The sequence below is a fragment of the Amycolatopsis sp. N2S4-7 genome (genome assembly GCF_058119595.1).
In genome coordinates, this window is sequence record NZ_CP172299.1 from 2199673 (window position 1) to 2218099 (window position 18427).

Annotated in this window: 25 protein-coding genes; 13 read left to right on the forward strand and 12 right to left on the reverse strand. The window is 73.7% G+C overall.

Annotated elements, in window-relative coordinates; all coding sequences use genetic code 11:
• The first annotated feature begins 35 nt into the window (after positions 1-35).
• Together ACH54P_RS10155 and ACH54P_RS10160 are read left to right on the forward strand one after the other, a co-directional pair.
• Positions 36-884, forward strand: coding sequence for a slipin family protein (locus ACH54P_RS10155; protein ID WP_489912101.1), 849 nt, complete (start codon positions 36-38; stop codon positions 882-884).
• A gap of 76 nt (positions 885-960) precedes the next feature.
• Positions 961-1494 carry a GNAT family N-acetyltransferase gene (locus tag ACH54P_RS10160; RefSeq protein WP_489912102.1) on the forward strand — a complete coding sequence of 178 codons (534 nt, stop codon included), beginning with the start codon at positions 961-963 and terminating at the stop codon, positions 1492-1494.
• Between the two features lie 25 nt (positions 1495-1519).
• Here the strand turns inward: ACH54P_RS10160 and ACH54P_RS10165 are convergent, their stop codons facing one another.
• Positions 1520-1696, reverse strand: a complete 177-nt coding sequence (locus tag ACH54P_RS10165) for a hypothetical protein (RefSeq protein ID WP_489912103.1) — start codon at positions 1694-1696, stop codon at positions 1520-1522.
• A gap of 18 nt (positions 1697-1714) precedes the next feature.
• On the opposite strand from ACH54P_RS10165, the gene ACH54P_RS10170 reads away from it, so the two are divergent.
• Positions 1715-2350: a hypothetical protein gene (locus tag ACH54P_RS10170; RefSeq protein WP_489912104.1), complete on the forward strand. Its 636-nt coding sequence runs from the start codon at positions 1715-1717 to the stop codon at positions 2348-2350.
• A 20-nt stretch (positions 2351-2370) separates the two neighbouring features.
• Here ACH54P_RS10170 and ACH54P_RS10175 read toward each other — a convergent pair whose 3' ends face one another.
• The 7 genes from ACH54P_RS10175 to ACH54P_RS10205 form a co-directional block, all read right to left on the reverse strand.
• Positions 2371-3027: a phosphoribosyltransferase gene (locus tag ACH54P_RS10175; RefSeq protein ID WP_489912105.1), complete on the reverse strand. Its 657-nt coding sequence runs from the start codon at positions 3025-3027 to the stop codon at positions 2371-2373.
• Between the two features lie 132 nt (positions 3028-3159).
• Entirely contained in the window at positions 3160-3906 is a 747-nt protein-coding gene (locus ACH54P_RS10180) for a GAF and ANTAR domain-containing protein (RefSeq protein WP_489912106.1), read from the reverse strand.
• Positions 3907-3948: 42 nt separating this feature from the next.
• On the reverse strand, positions 3949-4674 hold the full coding sequence (locus tag ACH54P_RS10185) for a GAF domain-containing protein (RefSeq protein WP_489912107.1): 726 nt from the start codon (positions 4672-4674) through the stop codon (positions 3949-3951).
• A 162-nt stretch (positions 4675-4836) separates the two neighbouring features.
• Positions 4837-5400 (reverse strand): sigma-70 family RNA polymerase sigma factor, encoded by a 564-nt coding sequence (locus ACH54P_RS10190; protein ID WP_489912108.1) that lies wholly within the window; start codon positions 5398-5400, stop codon positions 4837-4839.
• 17 nt (positions 5401-5417) lie between these two features.
• Positions 5418-6026, reverse strand: a complete 609-nt coding sequence (locus tag ACH54P_RS10195; protein WP_489912109.1) for a hypothetical protein — start codon at positions 6024-6026, stop codon at positions 5418-5420.
• A 187-nt stretch (positions 6027-6213) separates the two neighbouring features.
• Entirely contained in the window at positions 6214-6648 is a 435-nt protein-coding gene (locus ACH54P_RS10200) for a DUF5994 family protein (protein WP_489912110.1), read from the reverse strand.
• Positions 6645-7688 (reverse strand): acyl-CoA desaturase, encoded by a 1044-nt coding sequence (locus tag ACH54P_RS10205; RefSeq protein ID WP_489912111.1) that lies wholly within the window; start codon positions 7686-7688, stop codon positions 6645-6647. Before ACH54P_RS10205 ends, ACH54P_RS10200 begins: the two co-directional genes overlap by 4 nt.
• A 251-nt stretch (positions 7689-7939) precedes the next feature.
• Here ACH54P_RS10205 and ACH54P_RS10210 point away from each other — a divergent pair, with 251 nt between their 5' ends.
• The 3 genes from ACH54P_RS10210 (at position 7940) to ACH54P_RS10220 (ending at position 10223) form a co-directional block, all read left to right on the forward strand.
• Positions 7940-8392, forward strand: coding sequence for a DUF6292 family protein (locus ACH54P_RS10210; protein ID WP_489912112.1), 453 nt, complete (start codon positions 7940-7942; stop codon positions 8390-8392).
• Between the two features lie 329 nt (positions 8393-8721).
• Positions 8722-9855, forward strand: coding sequence for an AI-2E family transporter (locus tag ACH54P_RS10215; protein ID WP_489912113.1), 1134 nt, complete (start codon positions 8722-8724; stop codon positions 9853-9855).
• A 38-nt stretch (positions 9856-9893) separates the two neighbouring features.
• Entirely contained in the window at positions 9894-10223 is a 330-nt protein-coding gene (locus tag ACH54P_RS10220; protein ID WP_489912114.1) for a hypothetical protein, read from the forward strand.
• A gap of 38 nt (positions 10224-10261) precedes the next feature.
• On the opposite strand, the gene ACH54P_RS10225 is transcribed toward ACH54P_RS10220, so the two are convergent.
• Positions 10262-10717 carry an STAS domain-containing protein gene (locus ACH54P_RS10225; RefSeq protein WP_489912115.1) on the reverse strand — a complete coding sequence of 152 codons (456 nt, stop codon included), beginning with the start codon at positions 10715-10717 and terminating at the stop codon, positions 10262-10264.
• Entirely contained in the window at positions 10714-11070 is a 357-nt protein-coding gene (locus tag ACH54P_RS10230) for an HPF/RaiA family ribosome-associated protein (protein WP_489912116.1), read from the reverse strand. Before ACH54P_RS10230 ends, ACH54P_RS10225 begins: the two co-directional genes overlap by 4 nt.
• A 259-nt stretch (positions 11071-11329) precedes the next feature.
• On the opposite strand from ACH54P_RS10230, the gene ACH54P_RS10235 reads away from it, so the two are divergent.
• Both ACH54P_RS10235 and ACH54P_RS10240 read left to right on the forward strand, forming a co-directional pair.
• Complete coding sequence (locus ACH54P_RS10235; protein ID WP_489912117.1) at positions 11330-12514, forward strand: carboxylate-amine ligase; 1185 nt, start codon at positions 11330-11332, stop codon at positions 12512-12514.
• 301 nt (positions 12515-12815) lie between these two features.
• Positions 12816-13106 (forward strand): DUF5994 family protein, encoded by a 291-nt coding sequence (locus tag ACH54P_RS10240; protein WP_489912118.1) that lies wholly within the window; start codon positions 12816-12818, stop codon positions 13104-13106.
• Between the two features lie 223 nt (positions 13107-13329).
• Here ACH54P_RS10240 and ACH54P_RS10245 read toward each other — a convergent pair whose 3' ends face one another.
• The gene (locus ACH54P_RS10245; protein ID WP_489912119.1) at positions 13330-13788 is read right to left on the reverse strand and encodes an STAS domain-containing protein; all 459 of its coding nucleotides are present in this window, start codon (positions 13786-13788) and stop codon (positions 13330-13332) included.
• A 357-nt stretch (positions 13789-14145) separates the two neighbouring features.
• Here ACH54P_RS10245 and ACH54P_RS10250 point away from each other — a divergent pair, with 357 nt between their 5' ends.
• Positions 14146-14343, forward strand: coding sequence for a hypothetical protein (locus ACH54P_RS10250; RefSeq protein WP_489912120.1), 198 nt, complete (start codon positions 14146-14148; stop codon positions 14341-14343).
• 198 nt (positions 14344-14541) lie between these two features.
• Here ACH54P_RS10250 and ACH54P_RS10255 read toward each other — a convergent pair whose 3' ends face one another.
• Positions 14542-14709 (reverse strand): hypothetical protein, encoded by a 168-nt coding sequence (locus ACH54P_RS10255; RefSeq protein WP_489912121.1) that lies wholly within the window; start codon positions 14707-14709, stop codon positions 14542-14544.
• A 341-nt stretch (positions 14710-15050) separates the two neighbouring features.
• Between ACH54P_RS10255 and ACH54P_RS10260 the strand changes: the two genes are divergently transcribed.
• The 4 genes from ACH54P_RS10260 to ACH54P_RS10275 all read left to right on the forward strand — a co-directional run bounded on the left by ACH54P_RS10260 (position 15051) and on the right by ACH54P_RS10275 (position 18260).
• Positions 15051-15875 carry a universal stress protein gene (locus ACH54P_RS10260; protein ID WP_489912122.1) on the forward strand — a complete coding sequence of 275 codons (825 nt, stop codon included), beginning with the start codon at positions 15051-15053 and terminating at the stop codon, positions 15873-15875.
• 80 nt (positions 15876-15955) lie between these two features.
• Entirely contained in the window at positions 15956-16396 is a 441-nt protein-coding gene (locus ACH54P_RS10265; protein ID WP_489912123.1) for a flavodoxin domain-containing protein, read from the forward strand.
• Positions 16393-17358, forward strand: coding sequence for a universal stress protein (locus tag ACH54P_RS10270; protein ID WP_489912124.1), 966 nt, complete (start codon positions 16393-16395; stop codon positions 17356-17358). The genes ACH54P_RS10265 and ACH54P_RS10270 overlap by 4 nt, the downstream gene beginning before the upstream one ends.
• Positions 17355-18260, forward strand: coding sequence for a universal stress protein (locus ACH54P_RS10275; protein WP_489912125.1), 906 nt, complete (start codon positions 17355-17357; stop codon positions 18258-18260). Before ACH54P_RS10270 ends, ACH54P_RS10275 begins: the two co-directional genes overlap by 4 nt.
• Positions 18261-18427: the final 167 nt, after the last annotated feature.

Here is an 18427-nt window from a genome sequence, read left to right on the forward strand (position 1 = left end):
CTTCTCCCGCGCGAAGCCGCGAAGTCTGGAGCACCATGAACGTTCTCGTGATCATCGTCATCGCCGCCGCGCTGCTGCTCCTGCTGGCCTCCGCGGTGCGGATCGTCAAGCAGTACGAACGGGGTGTCCTGTTCCGGCTCGGCCGGGTGGTGGGTGTGCGCGAGCCGGGGTTGCGGCTGATCATCCCGGTCGTCGACGTCCTGCGCCGGGTGCCGTTGCGGATCATCACGATGCCGATCCAGTCCCAGGGCATCATCACGCGTGACAACGTGAGCGTCGACGTGTCCGCGGTCGCCTACTTCCGGGTGCGCGACGCGGTGAAGTCGGTTGTCGCGATCGAGAACGTCTACGCCGCGATCGACCAGATCGCCCAGACGACGCTGCGGAAGGTCGTCGGGCAGCACACGCTGGACGAGACGCTGTCCGAGACCGACAGCATCAACGTCGACATCCGCCGGATCCTGGACGTCACCACGCTCGATTGGGGAGTGGAAGTGACTTTGGTGGAACTGAAGGACATCCAGCTGCCCGACACGATGAAACGGGCGATGGCCCGGCAGGCCGAAGCGGAACGCGAGAAGCGCGCCAAGATCATCAGCGCCGAAGGCGAATCCCTCGCCGCCGCCGCACTGGGCGACGCGTCGGACACGATGATGGCGCACCCGCTCGCGCTGCAGCTGCGCAACCTGCAGAGCCTGGTGGAGATCGGCGTGGACAAGAACACCACCGTCGTGTTCCCCGCCCCGCTGATGAGCACCATCGGCGAGCTGGGCTCCTTCCTGGCCCGCGAGAGCGCCGCCGCGACGCAGCCGAAACCGGCTGCCACGGCCCCGATCGTGCCGCCGAAAGCGGCCGTGAACGGAACCCGGGCCGAAGAGCACTGACCCGCGCCCACGGACTCCGCAGTGTTCTGTGCGAAAAGGACAGAGCACTGTGGACCCGGGCCCGTGAGGAGAGTCCATGTCCACCGCCACCCCACCGGCACGAGCCCTGCTCCCGGACGGCGAAGTCGCCTGGGTGCGCAAGCTGGAAGCTCGCGACGCCGCCGCGGTCCTCGCGCTGCGGGGCCGCCTCTCCGGGCGCGACCGGCACCTGCGGTTCTTCGGTCTCGGCGTGGCCGCGCTGACCGAGCTTTCGACGCAGCTGTCCCACAGCTCCGGTGTCGGGCACACCGCGGTGGGGTGCTTCGTGCACTCCCGGCTGACCGGCGTCGCCCGCTACGACGTTCTCGCCGACCCGGCCGAGGCGGAGGTCGCGCTGGTGGTCGACGGCCACGGCCCGGTGCTCGGGGTGGCGGCCCTGCTGCTCGAACAGCTCGTCGTCTCGGCGGAACACGAAGGCGTGCGGATGCTCGTCGCCGACGTGGACGCGGGAAACGCGAAGATGCTCGGCGTCTTCGCGGCACTGGGCATCCCGTTCCGCCCCGGCCTGACGGGCCCGAACGCCCGGAACCGGTCCGCCGACGCGGAAGAGGAAGCCCGCTCCCCGGAATGACGTCCGCGCGGCGCCGGGAAGCCGGTCAGCCGCCGGTGCGGTCGTCGGCCGCCGGTGCCGAGGCATCCAGGCGGGCGTGCAGCCGTTCGCGGATCTCGTCCGGGGTGTAGGCCCGCCGCCGGCGCTCCTCGCGGGCGATCACCACCCCGGTCGCGGCGACCCCGACGAGCCCGGCCAGTCCCACTGTCTTCCACCAGCGCATCGGCCTAGGCTACTGCCCGTGCCGGGGAACCAGCTGGATCTCGACGAAGCCGTGGCCGTGACGCGCACGGGTGACCTGTGGTTGTTCCGGGGCCGGTCCGCGGCCGACCGCACGATCCGCGTCGTGACGAACAGCCCGGTCAACCACGTCGGCATGGCCGTGGTGATCGAGGACCTGCCGCCGCTGATGTGGCACGCGGAGCTGGGGCGGTCCCTGCCGGACGTCTGGTCCGGGACCCACCAGCGGGGCGCCCAGCTGCACGACCTGCGCCGGGCGGTGCTCGTGTGGGCCGAGAAGTACCACCAGCAGGTCTGGCTGCGCCAGCTCGACCACCCGGTCACCGGGGAGGCGGAGGACGCCGTCCTGCGCACGATCGCGCGGCTGAACGGCACGCCGTTCCCGTCGACCGCGCGCCTCGCGTCGCGCTGGCTCGGCGGCCGGCTGCCCCGCCGCAAGCGGGACACCCGGGAAGCCGACCTCGAGAGCGGTTACTGCGCCGAGATCGTCGCCCTGACCTACGAAGCCATGGGCCTGCTGCCCCGGGACCGCCGGCCGAACTGGTACGACGCCGGCCGGTTCTGGAGCGGCGACGACCTCGAGCTGGCGGGTGGCGCGGCGCTGGGCGACGAAATCGCCGTGCGCCTCCCGGGCTGACTCTCAGTCCACTGTGGACGTCAGCGGTGGACCTCGGTCGGCAGGCGGGGTTCGCGGTGCAGCAGTTCGAGCGCCTCGGTGTCGGCCACCGCGGAGAACTTCCGGTAACTGTTGCCGACGGCGTGCAGCCAGGCCACCGGGCGCAGGCAGGCGAACTGGTCCACCTCGCGGGCGAGCCGGTCGGCGACGTCGGTCTGGGCGACCGGGACCGCCAGCACGATCCGGCGGACCTGACGGGCCCGCAGGACGCGGATCGCCGTGTGCGCGGTCGTGCCGGTGGCGGCGCCGTCGTCGGCGAGGACGACCGTGCGGCCGGCGATCGCCACCGGTGCCACCGTGCGCCGGTAGACGGCGACCTGCCGGGCCAGTCCGGCCCGCGCCTCGCCGAGGAGCCGGGCGAGCTCCGCCGGCTCGATGTCGAACCGGCGGATGGCGTCGTGGTCCCAGACGACCAAGCCGCCCTCGCCGACGGCGCCGAGCGTCGTCGGCGGCGGTCCCGCGGCCTCGATCCGGCCGGTGAGCAGGATGTCCAGCGGCGCACCGAGGACGTCGGCGATCTCGCCGGCCACCACCAGCCCGCCCTCGGACAGGCCGAGGACCACGGCCGGGTCACCGCGCAGCGGTCGCAACCGCAGGGCCAGCCGCTCGCCGGCTTCCCGGCGATCACGGAACCGCATGGGAACTCCCGGGGGTCGAAGGCCGGTCGGCCGCCTCCAGCATCACGGCACCGCGTCCGGGGCACGAGGGCCGTTGGTCACCGCGGGGTGGACCGTCCGGCACCTTTCAGCGGTGCCCGCACCGGACCCCGGTCAGCGAAGGTGGCTCGTCTCCGAGGGGGCCAGCACGACCGCGGGAGCGAGATCGCGGTCGGCCAGCGCGCGCGCGACGTCGCTGAGCCGGAGGTTGTTCCGCCGGGCGAAGCCGCGCAGGGCCCGGAAGGCCGCGTCCATGCTCAGCTGCCCGCTGACGGCGAGCACCCCCTTGGCCTGCTCGATGATCACCCGGCTGTTCAACGCGGTCTGCAGCTGCACGGAGAGGACCTCGCCTTGGCGGAAGGCTCGTTCGTGGAGGATGCCGATGGTCGCGGTGTCGGCCAGGCCCTGCGCCAGGGCGACGTCGTCGGCCGACAGTTCCCCGGGGTTCTGCCCGAAGAGGTTCAGCGCCCCGATCGTCTGCTTGCGCAGCCGCAAGGGCACCGCGTGCACCGACGCGAATCCGTCCTTGGCCGCCTCGGTGGCGAACCGCGGCCACCGCGCGGCCTGCGCGGCGATGTCGGCCACCAGCACCGGAGTGCTGGTGGTGAAGCACTCGACGCACGGCCCTTCGTCGATGTCGAGCTGGAACAGCTCCAGCAGCCGCGCCTGTTCGGTGGAGGACGCGAGCAGCTGCAAGCCGCCCCGCTCGTCGGCCAGGGTCAGCCCGGCCGCGGCGACGTCGAGCAGCTCCACGCACTGCTGCACCAGTGTGTGCAGCAGGTCGGCGACGTCGTAATCGTCGACCAGCGTGTCCGCCAACGCGACGAACGCCCGGGTCACCTGTCGTTCACGGTCGGCCATGCCCACCATCTCCTGGTTCGTCGACTGCTTCCATGGTGATCCTCACCCGAACTCCTCGTCGAGCCGCAGCCGCCCGGCCACGACGTCGGCCGCGACCTCGAGCAGGGAACGGCCGTGCCCGAACGCGTACGCCCGCAGCCGGGCCAAGGCAGCGGACGCAGGCAGGTCCAGGTGCGCGATGAGCATCCCGGTGGCCTGGTGCACCTCCCGGTACCGCATCCCCGCGCCCGCCATCCACCGCCCGTCCCCGTCGAGCCAAAGTCCGCCTCCGGCGCGTAGTCCCGACAGGGCAAGCGCCGAGATGTCGGCCACCTGCAGCGCCGTCGAGAGCTCGCGGGGGCTCAGCGAGCCCGGCGTCGAACGGTAGGTGTCGAGGGTGGCCACCCGGACCGCACCGATCTGCACCGGGAACGTGAACAACGCCGCCACCGGGTGGGCCGCGGCCTCGGCGGCGAACACCGGCCACGCCGGTGGCGGTCCCGCCGCCAGATCCGGCACCAGCACCGGGCCACCGAGCGTGTACGCCTCGAAGCACGGCCCTTCACCCAAGGAGAACTGCAGCTCCGCCAGCGCCGTGCTCACCGCGTCGCTGGCGTAGACGATCTCGCGGTGCCCGGCGTCGACCATCACCGACACCGCCGCGCCGTCCACCGGCAGCAGGCGCACACACGCCCGGCACACCCGCCCGACGACGTCGACGCCGCTGTCGGCACCCACCTCGCCCAGGGCCGCCAGCACGCTCGCGCGCAGGACCTCGACCTCAGCCACCGGGCGCCCACGACCTCCGAACAACGCGTTCCAGCATCGGTTTCCTTCCGAGTCGGCGTTCGTGATCGCCACACCAACTCGGACACGACCAGGTCCGGATCAGCGCCGCTGTCGCGGCTGCGGTCACCCACCCTACCCGCAACAGCGGGCTGGGCCGGGCCATCACGGCACCGGCGCGGCGGCGATGTGCCGGCGCAGCGCGGTCAACGCCCGGTGCTGGCTCACCCGCACCGCGCCCGGGCTGGCGACCCCGAGCACCGCGGCCGTGTCGGGGGCGGACAGGCCGACCATGACCCGCAGGACCACGACGTCGCGCTGCTGCGGCGCCAGCAGGTCGAGCAGGTGGTGCAGCCGCTGCCGCCGCTCGAGGTCTTCGACGTGGCGAAGCGGTCCCCGCTGTCCGGTGGGTTCCGGAGCGAACTCCGGAACCGGGAGGCTGACGTCGGCACCGCGGCGCCGGTGCGCATCGACGACCTTGTGCGCGGCGACGCCGTAGACGAAACCGAGGAACTTGCCGGCACCGTGCCGGTAGCCCGGCAGCGCGCGCAGCACGCCGATCAGGACCTCCTGGGCGCAGTCGTCCGCGTCGCTGTCGCGGTGCCGCAACTCCCCCAGCCGGGCCTGGCAGTACCGCAGCACGCCCGGGTGCAGCAGACCCAGCAACGCGCCCGTCGCGGTGCGGTCGCCCGACACCGCCGACGCCAGGAGTACGCCGTCGACCCACATGATGTCCTTCCCGGTCGTCAGCTTCGCGTGGTCAGGTACGGGCTGGGATCGCTGCCGGCCTCGGCGCCGCTGTCGAGCCAGCGGAGGAACCCGCGGCGGTCCCGTCGTTCGATCTCGTCGAGGAACTCCTGCCGGCGCTGGACGACGCGCCGGCGCGCCTGCTCGTCGGCGGCGAGGAGCAGGAGGAAGTAACTGCGCCGCCAGGCCACGCACAGGTCCTCGGTGGCCAGGTCGGCCACCGGGGCGGGCGGCACGGGACTCGGGACCGAGCGGTCGTGGGGCTCGGGTGCGGTGGGCGGCGCGACGCGGTGGTGGTAGCCGGCCCCCAGGCCGACGGCGACGAGCAGGACCAGGACGGTCGCGGTCAGGGCGCCACCCGCGGTCTCGAGCAAGCCGGCGAGGACCAGGCACACCGTGACGAACGCCGCCGCCGTGGCCGCGCCCACCGGGAGATCGGGACCGCTCGCCGTGTCCCGCCCACGCCGGAGCCGCGAAGCGCCGAAAGCGACGAGGATCCCCGCGCCGGCTCCCAGCAGGATCCAGCCGAACAGGACGTCCCCCGGCAGGGTCAGCGCACCGATCGCGGCCAGGGCACTGACGGGGCCGAGCAGAACGGCCACCACCACGCGTCCCACCATCGTGCGCCTCACCGTCCGGGCCGGGCGCCGGCCGGAAGCCGGTGCCGGGAAAACCAGGATCGCCGAGGTCTGGGGCGTTGTGCCCAGTCTATGCGCCGGTGCCGGGCAACGCGGGGCTCGCTACCCGTTTGCCCGCTCCGGCGCCCTGCTCCGGTGCCGGGCAACGCGGGGCTCGCTACCCGTTTGCCCGCTCCGGCGCCCTGCTCCGCGCGGCGAGGATGTCCTCGGGACTTGCGGTGTTGTCCGGCTCCGCGGCCGTCTTCAGGGCGGTGGTGGCGGTGTCCTGCGGGGTGTCGGGTGCGATGACGAGCAGGGTCAGCCGCCGCTGTTGGGTGCCGATGAGAGCCAGGGTGTGCGCCGGCATGGCGTGGAACCCTTCCAGCCGCACGAGGCGGCCGTCCACCACGAGTTTGCGGCGGGTGATCTCCCAGCCGTCACCCAGCGGGTAGCTGATCCGCTCGACCTGGCCCACCTGGTCGCGCACCGCCGTGGTCAGGTCGGCGAACTCGGCGCCGGCGTCGCGGGAGCGCGGCCACCACGCTCCGTCGACGTACCCGCCGCCGGCCGCCGGTTTCAGCTGCAGGCGGACCTCCTCGCGAACGGCGGTCATGACCGGCTCCCCTGGCCGGGCTGCCGCCGTGCCGGTGTCTCGGTGAACAGACCGCGCTCCAGCTTGCCGAACCCGCGGGGCGCCGCGGTGTAGCCGGGGTTGAGCTTGCGCGCCAGGTGTTCCGGCCGGGGCCAGCGCACGTCGGTGGCCCAGCCGAGCTTCTCGAACAGCCAGATCAGCCGGGCGGACATGTCGAGCTGGCCGCGGCGGACGCCGTGGCGGGCGCCGGTGGGGTCGGCGTGGTGGGAGTTGTGCCACGACTCGCCCATGGACGCGATGGCCAGCGGCCAGAAGTTCGCGGACTTGTCGCGGGCGGCGTAGGGCCGCTCACCGATCATGTGGCACAGGGAGTTCACCGACCAGGTGACGTGGTGCAGCACCGCCACCCGCACCAGGCTCGCCCAGAAGAACGCGGTCAGCGCGCCCCACCAGGACATCGTCACCAGGCCGCCGATCAACGCCGGGGCGAGCAGGGTGAGCACGGTGAGCGCCGGGAACCAGCGGTCGATCCGGGCGATGTCGCGGTCGGCGAGCAGGTCGGGGGCGAACCGCTGCGCGTTGGTCTTCTCCCGGTCGAACAGCCAGCCCATGTGGGCGTGCCAGAAACCCTTGGCGAGCGCGGCGGCGGACGTGCCGTAGCGCCAGGGGGAGTGCGGATCGCCGTCGCGGTCGGCGTAGGCGTGGTGGCGGCGGTGGTCGGCGACCCAGCCGATCACCGGGCCCTGCATGGCCATGCTGCCGGTGACGGCGAGCGCGATCCGCAGGCCGCGGTTGGCCTTGAACGCGCCGTGGGTGAAGTAGCGGTGGAACCCGATCGTGACCCCGAGCCCGGTCAGGAAGTAGAACCCGACCGTCAGGGCGACGTCGGTCCACCCGAGGCCCCAGCCCCAGGCGAACGGTACCGCCGCGGCCAGCGCGAGCAGGGGCACCACCGCGAACAGCTTGACCAGGAAGGTTTCGGTGCCGGATTTTTCGCCCGCGAGCATCGGTTCGGCGGCCTTGGGCGGCCGGGTCGGCGGGCGTTCCAGGGTGTGGGTCATTTCAATCGCTCTTTCCGTGACGTGTCCATTCGCCAGGGTCCGGGGCGATCGAATATCGGGTAGCCCGCCGGAGGCGGACTCAAACCCGGAGGAGATGGAGGCCGCAAGAGGCCCGCGAAGGTGCCGCGCGAGAGAGGGCAGCTAACAATTACAACGAACGAGCCACCGGAAAAATTCCCGGGGCCCCCCGGGCACCGACCGGTACCGTGCCCGCCCGGCACGCCGGTCGGCGGCCGCCTAGCGTGGCGGGCATGGAGCATGCCGAACCCGACACCCGAACCCTGGAACGCAGCCTCGGCGAATACGTGCGCGCGGTCGCAGCCGCGGTCGGCGTCCCGGACGAGAGCACGACGGTGGAGATCAGCGACACGGCCACCGCCTACGTCGGGCTGCCGCGACGCTGGCTCGACCGGCCGGACCACGACGTCATGCTGGTGTGGAGCGAACGGCGCGGCTGGTCGCTCGCGGTGGAGACCGAACCCGCCGAAGCCGCGGTCGTCCTCGCGTACCAAGGCGAGGACAACCTCGTGCCGTCCCCGGACGCGGTCGCGCGGTTCGTCGCCGACACGGCCGCCGGACGCCACACCGGCCGGGAGCGTCCCGGACCGGTGGCCGCCGCGACCCGCAGTTCGCTGGCCGAGCGGCTTGAGCCCTACCTCCGCGACGCCCCCGAACCGGGTTCGCCTCACCGCGCGGGCGGCTGATCGCGCGGTCCACCGGGCAGGGTGTTCCGGCACCGCGTTTCCCGCGCGGCGTCCATTCAAGAGGGATCCGTCCGGCTCGGTCACCGCGGCGGCCAGGATCGGGACGGCCCAGCCAGGCGAACGAAACCGCGCCGGAAGGCCGCCGGCGGTATGATCGGAGCGCGGATTGCCGAGCGTCCGGACCCTGCTCTCACGGCGACCGACACTGTGGCCGGCCCGGCCGTCCCCCACCAGGAGCAGGATCTTCATGACCGCAGCGCGAACCACCCCGCACCACCCCGCCGGGACGGCGGCACCGGACCGCTCCGCCACGCTGGTGCGCTGATCCGATGCCGGACCCCGACTCTTCCCCGGTCCCGTACGGGCTCCGGGTCGCGGCCGCTGTCGCCTGGCGCTCGCTGGTCGTGGCGGCCGCCCTGACGGTTCTGGGGTTCGTGGCCGTCAAGCTGGCCTCGGTGCTGGTCCCGGTCGCCGTGGCGCTGCTGCTCGCAGGCCTGTTCTCCCCGGCCGTTTCCTGGCTGGCCGGCAAGAAGGTCCCCCGCGGGCTGGCGGCCGCGATCGTGCTGGTCGGAGGCATCGTGCTGGCCGGCGGCGTGGTGACGTTCGTGGTCATCAACGTCACCATGGGCATGCCCGGGCTGATCGACCAGGTCACCGCGAGCCTGACCGACCTGCACACCTGGCTGCGCACCGGGCCGCTGCACCTGAGCCAGGGCCAGCTCGACGAAATGCTCGGCAACCTGACCGCCATGCTCGGCCGGAACAAGTCGGCGATCGCCTCGGGTGCCCTCACCACGGCGGTGACCGTGGGGGAACTGCTCGCCGAGTCCCTGCTCGCCGTGTTCTGCCTGATCTTCTTCCTCGCCCAGGGCCGGGTGATCTGGGTGTTCGTGCTGCGGGCCGTGCCGGCCCGCCTGCGCGACCGCGTCGACGTCGCCGGGCGAAGCGGATTCACCACCCTGGCGCACTACATCCGCGGCACGGCGGCCGTCGCGTTCGTCGACGCCGTCGGCATCGGCCTCGGCCTGGTGATCGTCGGGGTCCCGTTGGCGGCTCCGTTGAGCGCGCTGGTCTTCCTCGGCGCGTTCGTCCCGGTCATCGGCTCGGTGATCGCGGGCGCGATCGCCGTCCTCGTGGCCCTGGTGGCCAACGGCGCGTGGGCGGCCGTCATCGTGCTCGCCGTCGTCGTCGGTGTCATGCAGCTCGAAAGCCACGTCCTGCAGCCACTGCTGCTCGGGCGGGCCGTCCGGCTGCACCCCCTGGCCGTCGTCCTCGCCCTCGCCGCCGGCCTCGTCACCGCCGGCATCGTCGGTGCCCTGCTCGCCGTGCCCCTGCTCGCCGTCTTCAGCGCGGGCGTGCGGAGCCTGACCACCCGGCCGGAGAACCACTCACCTGGGCGAACCGTGCCCGGCACCTCCCGTTCTAGTCTGGAAGACCGCGCCCCGGACCCCGGCGACCCATGATGGCGCGCGCCGTGCGCCGCGAGCGAAGGCGGGCCCTGGTGGACGACGAGCGAACCGATCCGTATCCGGCGGCTCGGGCCACGGGCAGCCCGTACCGGCCGTGGCCCACGCGCCACGGCGGTGGCTACCCGCCCGGCTGGCTCGTCCGCTACCGCCGCCGCGCGCGTCCGGCCTCGTCCGCGGCCCCGGCGTGGTGCGAGAACGTCGGGACCGTCGCGGGACACAGCCTGCGCGACGAACACACCAGCACCACCTGGGTGCCCGTCCGCCGGCAGGGGGCCGCCTCCGATGAGCAGGTCAGCCTGGTACGGGCCACCGACATCCTCGACGCCCGCCCGCCCGGTTTCGACGAGCTGACCGGGAACTGAGCTGTCGCTTTCACGCAGGTGCAACCGGTTCCCGGCGGTCAGCCGGTGTCCGCCGCCCACCGCGGCGCCGCCATGGCCGCTGCCCGCGAAGTGTGGACGGCCAGGCGTTCGTCCGTGCAGGTGAGCCGCAGCGGCCGCCAGGTCGCGCGCGTCGTGGCGACCAGCCGCACATCGGTGCCCGGGGTGGCCCGGCGGTGGGCGTCGAGCAGCACCTCCAGCCCGGCGGCGTTCAGGAACCGGACGAGGGACAGGTCCACGACGATCCGCCGCGGCGCCCGGCTCAAGTTCGCTTCCAGGACGTCGTGGAGCATCGGCGCGGTGCAGAGGTCGACGTCACCGTCCACGGCGACGACCAGCGTCCCGCCGAGGTTCTCCACGGTGATCGTCAGATCCTGGTGCCGGCGGACCGGCGACCGGCGGGGGCGCGGGAAGTCGATGACGACCGACGGCACGATCGGCTCGCCGGCCGAACTCTGTCCGGGGTGGACGGTCATGATCCGGCGCCCTCGCCCTGGTGCCGGATGGAGTCCCCGCCCTTGTGGTGGTCCATCCGCCCGTACACGCCGTCGAGCACGCTCTCGAGTTTGTGCACGGCACCCCGGCACGCCTCGTCGACCGAACCCGCGTGGTGGCTGACGGCCACCGTCCGCCGTCCGGCCGGCCGGGCCTCGAGCACGCAGCGGCGATCCATTCCGCCTGCGGCGGCGGACTCTTCGCTGAAGTGGACTTCCAGCCGCGTGAGGTGGTCGCTGAACCGCGACAGCTTGGCGGCCAGCTCCCCCTCGAAGTGCCGGATCAGCTCTTCGCCGCCGGGCACCGTTCGGTCCGTGCTGATCTGGATCTGCATGCGTTGTCCTCTCGCCGACCGGCCGGCCCGGCTCTGCGCGATGCGGGCGTCCGGCCTCCGGCCATCGTGGCCGCTCCGGCGACGGTCCGCCCAGGGTCACACGGCCCCCGGCCGGAGGCCGAAGGAACCTTTCTCCGTCCGCTGCCGATCCGGGCAGGATCGGAAGGGCCGAAAGTTCCGCGACGGGTGACCTGAGGCCCTACCCGGGCGCGGGCGAAGCGGTGAGACTGGCGATCCGGACGAGGGACGGAGCCCCGCCGTGCAAGTGCGACTTTCCCTGCCGGAAAGGAACGACCTCACCCTCGGCGTCGAGGAGGAGTTCGTCCTCGCGGACCCGGCGACCGGCGGGGTGGCGCTCGCCGCGCCCCGCGTGCTGGAGCTGCTCGACGGCGAACCCGCCGTGATGCCGGAGTTCCTGCGGTTCCAGATCGAAACCGCCACCGGGATCCACACCGGCCTCGACGAAATCCGGGCGGACCTGCTCGGCTTGCGCCGGCTCGTGGCGGACGCGGCCGGCCACGCCGGCTGCCTGGTGCTGGCGTCCGGGACACCCCCGTGCGGCGACCTGCCGGGCCTGCCCGGCGTCACCGCCGAACCCCGGTACCGCGCGCTGGCCGCCCGGTACCCCGCGCTCCTCGCGGAAGCCGGCACGTGCGCCTGCCACGTGCACGTCGGCATCCCGTCCCCGGCACTCGGTGTCCGGGTCCTGGCCGGCCTGCGGCCCTGGCTCGCCCCGCTCCTCGCCATCAGCGCCAATTCGCCGCTCGCCCACGACGCGGACTCCGGGTGGGCCAGCGGGCGGTACCCGCTGTGGTCGCGCTGGCCGACCGCGAGCCCGCCGCTGGACTGGCCGGACGCGACCGCCTACGCCGCGAGCGTCGACGGCGCGGTACGCCGTGGCGAGGCGTTGGACGCGAACGGGATCTACTACTACGCCCGGCTCTCACCGAAGTACCCGACAGTCGAAATCCGCATCGCGGACGTCGGCTTGACGGCCGAAGACGCGGTGCTGCTCGCCGGGCTGTCCCGCGCCCTCGTGGTCACGATCCTCGCGGAGGCCCGGGCCGGCGTCGTGCCCCGGCCGGTCCGGACCGCGCTGGTTGTCGCATCGCTCACCGCCGCGGCCCGCGGCGGCTACCCCGGCCACGGCATCGACCCCTTCACCGGGCAGGTCCTCCCGCACCACGTGCTCGTCGGCCGGCTCCTGGAGTACGTCCGGCCGGCCTTGCAGGCCAACGGGGACTTCACGACGATCGACCGGCAGCTCGCCGCGGTGCAGGCCGGGGAAACCGGCGCGGCACGCCAACGCGCGCTGTTCGCCGACGCCGGCTCACCGGCCGCGCTCGTGGCGAAGCTGGCCTCGGCGACTCTCGCCGGGAGAGCCGGGCCCGGCCGCTCCGGCCCGACGCCGGGGCGACGACCGGTGGCCGCCCACGACGGCTGAGCCGGCTCCGGCGGCGTCCGCGGTCCGAGGCGCCGCCCGGCAGACCGATCTCGCGCGCCGACCGGACCCGAACCGTCGCCCTCCTTTCGAGGGTCCCTCATCCGGGGATTCGGTTCTGGTGGATGGCGTGGCACGTCCAAGCTGTCCGGACCGTGTCACGCCGGTGGACGACGTCACTCCTCTCCCTCCACCTCGGTCACCACGATCGGGACGGGACAGCGGCATGACGCCGGAATCGCCCACCAGAACCAGAACGTCCGCCGCGCGGCCGCGTCGGGGGGCGCTTCCCGCACCCAGGCTGGTGTGGAAACCGCGGAGCGGACCGGCTGGTCACGTCGACGGCGGCTGGTGGCCGTGGTCGCGTGACCTCGCGGCGGAACTGCCGGGGCTGGCCGCCGTGCTCACGGCGCGGAGGGCCACCTCACCAGGGGTGGCGTACACCGTGTCCGAAGGGGACAGTGCGCCGCGGCAACACCGGCCGGCCGCGGACATCCTGGCCGCGAGCGGGGTCCTCGTCGCTCCGGCGGCGCCCCGGCCCCACCCCGGCACCACCGAAGACGGCTGGGAGACCGAAAGCGGGCAAGTCTCCTGACCTCCCCCGCCGAACACGGGACGCGAGGACGCGTGACCGAGCCGGTACCGGCCCGGACACCCCGAGGCACGACCGGAACGGGCCGATGAACGTCCGAAAAGGACACCAGCGCGAGTACCGGTCCCCCGCCAACCGGCATCGCTGCTGTCGCAGAACCGGCCGGCCGACGACGTGATCGCCCGCGAAGCGGCCGAGACCCCCTAGACCTGCCGGAAACCGCGGATCACGGCGACCACGCGCGTGGCTCCCCGAACCCGGGAGCGGCGACCGCGGCTGCCCGCGAGCTGTGGATGACCAGGGTTTCGTGCAGCCGGGCGATCCGCAACGGCCGCCACGTCGACCGCGTCGCCGCCACAATGCGCAGGTCGGTCCGCGGGACGGCCCGCCGGTGGCAGGCGGCGAGCACTTCGAGGCCTGCCGAACTCAGGAAACGGACCCGCGAAAGGTCCACCACGAGCCGCCGCGGGCACCGGCGCAGGACCAGGTCGAGGGTCCGGTCGACCTCGGGCGCGGTGTACAGGTCGAATTCGCCGTCCAGCGCCAGGATCGCCGTGCGGCCGATCAGCTCTTCCCCCAGCTTCAGCCCCGGCGATGGCGACGGTGCCCCGCGGGTGCCGGCCCTGAGCAGTACCACCGGTTCGAAGTCGGGGCCACGGCGGATGGTCAGGGCACTGAGCTTCATGGGTTCGCTCCAGGCATCACCGTCCGGCTCGCCACCTCGGGCGCGGGCGCGGACGTCCGGTCGTCTCAAGGGCGGGGACCGGGCACCTCGGCGCTGTTTCCGAGCATACCGCGCCAGGGGCGGCGAGCCCGATCGTTCACCGGATCCCGTTTTCCGGCAGGCGACGGTCCCGGGGGCCGACCACCTGGATCCACCCGTTCGCCGACGCCCCGAGCGGGCCGGGCGGGTTATCGTCGGTGGTGTCCACCCCGGACCTCGGTGGTGCCACCCTGAAGTGGCCTCGACCGGGCGGAGGGCTGTGATGATCACTGCGACACCGGGTCACCGGCGAGTGGACGGCACCGCGGAGCCACCCCGATGAGGCAGCCGAAGGTGGCCCCGGGCAGGGAGCCGGACCCGTTCGCCCTCAGCCCCGAGCAACGCCGCCGTGGTGCCCGCACGGTCGCCTCCTCGGCCGACGACGCCGGCGACTGCGCCACGCTGCTCGCCATCCTCGGGCTGGATCCGGCCGAGGGTCTCGCGGCGCCGGGCGACGAGCCCCCCGTCCCGAGCTGAATCGGCCTCCGGTCAGCCGGCCCAGGGCCGGCCGCGCAGTTCCGGCCCGCCGTCGGCGCCGAGGACCGGAAGCGCGGGGAAACCCGGGGCGGACAGCAGGTTCGCGGCGTACTTCACCGGTGGGGGGCAAGGCCAGGACGGCCGCGGTGCCTGCGGATCCCGGCACCTCGCCGTCGGCGAGCAGGACCCGCGCGGCCGTCACGGTGTCCCCTCCCGGACAGCGGGTTCACCCGCCGCGGCGCGGATCCGGCCGATCATGAGGAGCGCCTGCGCGTCCGTGAACAGGCCCTGACGGGCCAGATCGATGATGGCGGTCACCGCGCTGCGGTGGGGCTCGGCGATTCCCGCGAGATCGGCGGATGCCATGGCGTGCTCCTCGGTCGGACCGGTCGTCGCGCCGGGTCCGGGGCACTCACCACGCAGCCTACGCGCCCGGTCGTCGCTCCCCCGGGCAACGCCGCGGCGTGCGCGACGTCGAGCTCGGGAGAGGCGCTCGCGCGGGTGCCGATCTGGGGCGGCGGGGCGCCCTTCGGCGTTCGCGAACGGGATTCGGATCGGCGGGCCGGCCTGAGTGCCGGGGGCGCCGGGAGCCGTTCCCGGATTTGGTCCCCCGGCGAAGGGTCTTCGTGCTCTGCCGCGGGGAGGCGGCGGAGGACATGCTGGAAGGGGGTCGCCGTCCGGGCGGCGCCGGAGGGCAGGAGTCGGCGATGGCCGAAAAGGCGAAGGCCGCGGTGATCGTCGGCGTGGATGCCTCGGAGGGGTCGCTGCGCGCGGTCCGGTGGGCGGCGCAGGAGGCGGCTCGGCGCACCACGGGCCTGCGGTTGTTCCACGCCTGCGTGGTCGATCCGGGCGAGGACTCCGAATTCCTGCCGGAACACGTGACCCGGCGGACGCACCACGCGGCGAAGATCGCCCGCACCGCGGCACCGGGCCTCGAGATCGGCATCGACGTGCGGCCCGGCCTCGCGGTCGACCTGCTGCTCGCCGAGTCCGCGACCGCGCCCTTGATCGTGCTCGGCTCGCACGGCCTCGGCGGCCTGCGGGGCGCCCTGGTCGGTTCGGTCGCTCTCCGGGTCGCCGCGGCCGCGAAGTGCCCGGTGGTCGTCTTCCGCGGCCACGCCGACCCCAGGGGCCCGGTCGTGGTCGGCGTGGACTCCTCACCGGCGAGCGCGGAAGCGCTGCACTTCGCGGCCGACGGGGCGGCCGCGCGTGGCGTACCGCTGGTCGTGGCGCACGCCGCCCGCCAACGGACACCCAGCATCGAACCCTCCTTCGCCGACCAGCAGGCCGAGGACGGACGCGCGCTCGAGGAGCTGGTCGCCGGCTGGTCACGGAAGCACCCGCAGCTGGAGATCACCACGCGGGTCGTCGAAGACGGCGAGCCGGCGCGTGCGCTCATGGGCATCACGCCCGGCGCCCAGCTGATCGTGGTCGGCAGCCGCGGCCGCGGCCCGCTCGCCGGCGCGCTGCGGGGATCGACGGGCAACGACCTGCTCGCGCACGCCACCTGCCCGGTCGCCGTCGTCCACTGAGCGGGCGGCGGAGCCTTTCGCCGGTCCGTCGAGGTCGTTGGCCTCTGCTCACGAAGCCGCGAACGCGCGAGGCTGGCACCATGAGAATCCTCGTTGCGGTGGCCACCCGGCACGGCGCCACCCGGGAAATCGCCGAACACCTCGCCACGTCGCTCGGCTCCGCGCTGACCGACGCCGGAGTGGCGCCCGAGGTCGAGGTGCGCGACGTCGGGCTCGTCTCTTCGCTCGAGGGCTTCGACGCCGTGGTCCTCGGCAGCTCCGTGCACCGGGGCCGGTGGCTCGACCCGGCCCGGGAGTTCGCGGAGTCCTTTTCGGACGGTCTGCGGTGGCTTCCGGTCTGGCTGTTCTCCCGCGGGCCGGTGGACGAGCGGGACGAGCCCGCCCGCGACCTCGTCCGCCAGCTGGCGGCCCGCGACCACCGGGTGTTCGACGGGGCCGCCGACCGGCCGCTGATCCGGGCCTGGGGCCACGAGATCGGCGCGATCCTGGCCGCCGCGGCCGTCGCCGGGAGTACGTCGTGACCACGCCACGCGGGGTCCGGCCGGCACCGCTCGACGGCCGGCGGGCGGCCCGGGTCACGCACGGCGCCGTCGTCGCCGGGGTCGACGGCTCGTCCTCCGCGTTGCGCGCCGCGGTCTGGGCCGGTGCCGAAGCCCTCCGGCGAAACCGGCCGTTGCGCCTGGTGCAGGTCTACGCGTTGCCGCCGGTGCGCGCGCCGATCGCGGTCGGGGCCGGCGAACAGGTGCGCGCCGGGCTGGCCGAGTACGCCGAAGGCCGGCTGGCCGAGGCGCGGGCCGCGGTGCTCGCGCAGTCTCCCGGCCTCGACATCGGTGTGGCCGCGCGGGAATGGAACCCGGTCGCGGCCCTCGTCCAGGAGTCACGGCACGCGGAGCTGGTGGTAGTGGGTTCCCGCGGCCTCGGCGGGTTCACCGGGATGCTCGTCGGCTCGACGGCCGTTTCCGTGGTCGCACACGCGCACTGCCCGATCGTGGTGGTGCGTGGCAGGCGGCCGCAGGATCCGCCACCGGACACGGGCCCGGTCATCGTCGGCACGGACGGCTCGTCCCACAGCGAGGGCGCACTGGCGTTCGGGTGTGAAGAGGCACGGCTGCGAGGCGTCGGGCTGACCGCGGTGCGCACCTGGAGCGACATCGTCGCCGGCGAAGTGCTCCGGGCGCATCCGTTGCGGAACGACCCCGCCGAGATCGAACAGGAAGAACGCGCCAGGCTCGCCGAGCAGGTGCGGCCCTGGCAGGACAAGTACCCGGACCTGACGATCAAGCTCGAGGCCACCCGTGGCCGCCCGGTCCGGACGTTGCTCGAGCGGGCGGAGCACGCGCAGCTGATCGTGGTCGGCTGCCGGGGCCGCGGTGGCTTCACCGGGATGCTGCTCGGCTCGACCAGCCAGGCGCTGATCGTGCACTCGCCGTGCCCGGTCGCGGTGATCCGGACCCAGGACGCGGGAAACGAGGAGGTCCGGTGAAGGCCCGGAACCGGACGATCGTGGTGGGAACCGACGGCTCGGCAGCCTCGGTGACGGCGGTGTCGTGGGCCGCCGAGCGGGCCTCCTCCCGTCATCTCGACCTCGAAATCGTGCACGGCCTGCACATCGGCGCGCTCGGTCACTGCGGAGGCCTGGCGGGCATCGCCGTCCTGATCGACGCGGTCCGCCAAGACGGCGAACGCATCGTCGCCGTCGCCCGGAAGCTGGCCGCTTCGGTCGATCCGGACCTGGTGATCACGACGGAGACGCCGATCGAGGCTCCGGCGCCGCTGCTCGCCGAACGTTCGCGGCGGGCCCGGATGGTTGTCGTCGGCGCGACCGGCTCGGGGGGCCTCGCCGGGATGCTGCTCGGCACCACCACGGCCACCCTCGTGAGCCACGCGCACTCCCCGGTGGCGGTGATCCGGGGCCGGCCGGGCTCGGCACACGACTCACAGCCGGGGCCGGTGGTGGTCGGGGTCGACGGGAGCCCGCCGAGCGAGCTGGCGATCGCCGCGGCGTTCGAAGAGGCCTCGTCACGCCGTGCGCCGCTGGTCGCGGTGCACGCCTGGAGCGACGTCGCCCACGAAGACTTCTACAACACCATCCGGATCATGCCGCAGTGGGCGTCGGTGAAGGACGACGAGGAACGGCTGCTCGCGCAGCGGCTGGCCGGCTGGCAGGAGAAGTACCCGGACGTCGAGATCCGCCGTGTCCTGCGCCACGACCGCCCCCGGCACGCCTTGCTGGAAGCCGCGGAGACGGCCCAGCTGGTCGTCATCGGCAGCCGCGGGCGCGGCGGGTTCACCGGGATGCTGCTCGGTTCGACCGGCCAGGCGCTCGTGCAGCACGCCGGCTGCCCGGTGCTCGTGGTCCGTCCGGAGGACCCGGTCACGGGGTGAAGCACCGGATCTTGGCCCGGGCGGCGCCCGGGGCCGCCTCTCCCCCTTCGGTCTGGAACGCGGGCAACGGGCGGCACCGGCCTGTCCAGGAACGACCTGCGGTGCTGTGCCGCCGGAACACCGCCGCGCGCCGGCCGTTGGTCACCAGCTGCCGGGACCTGTGGCCC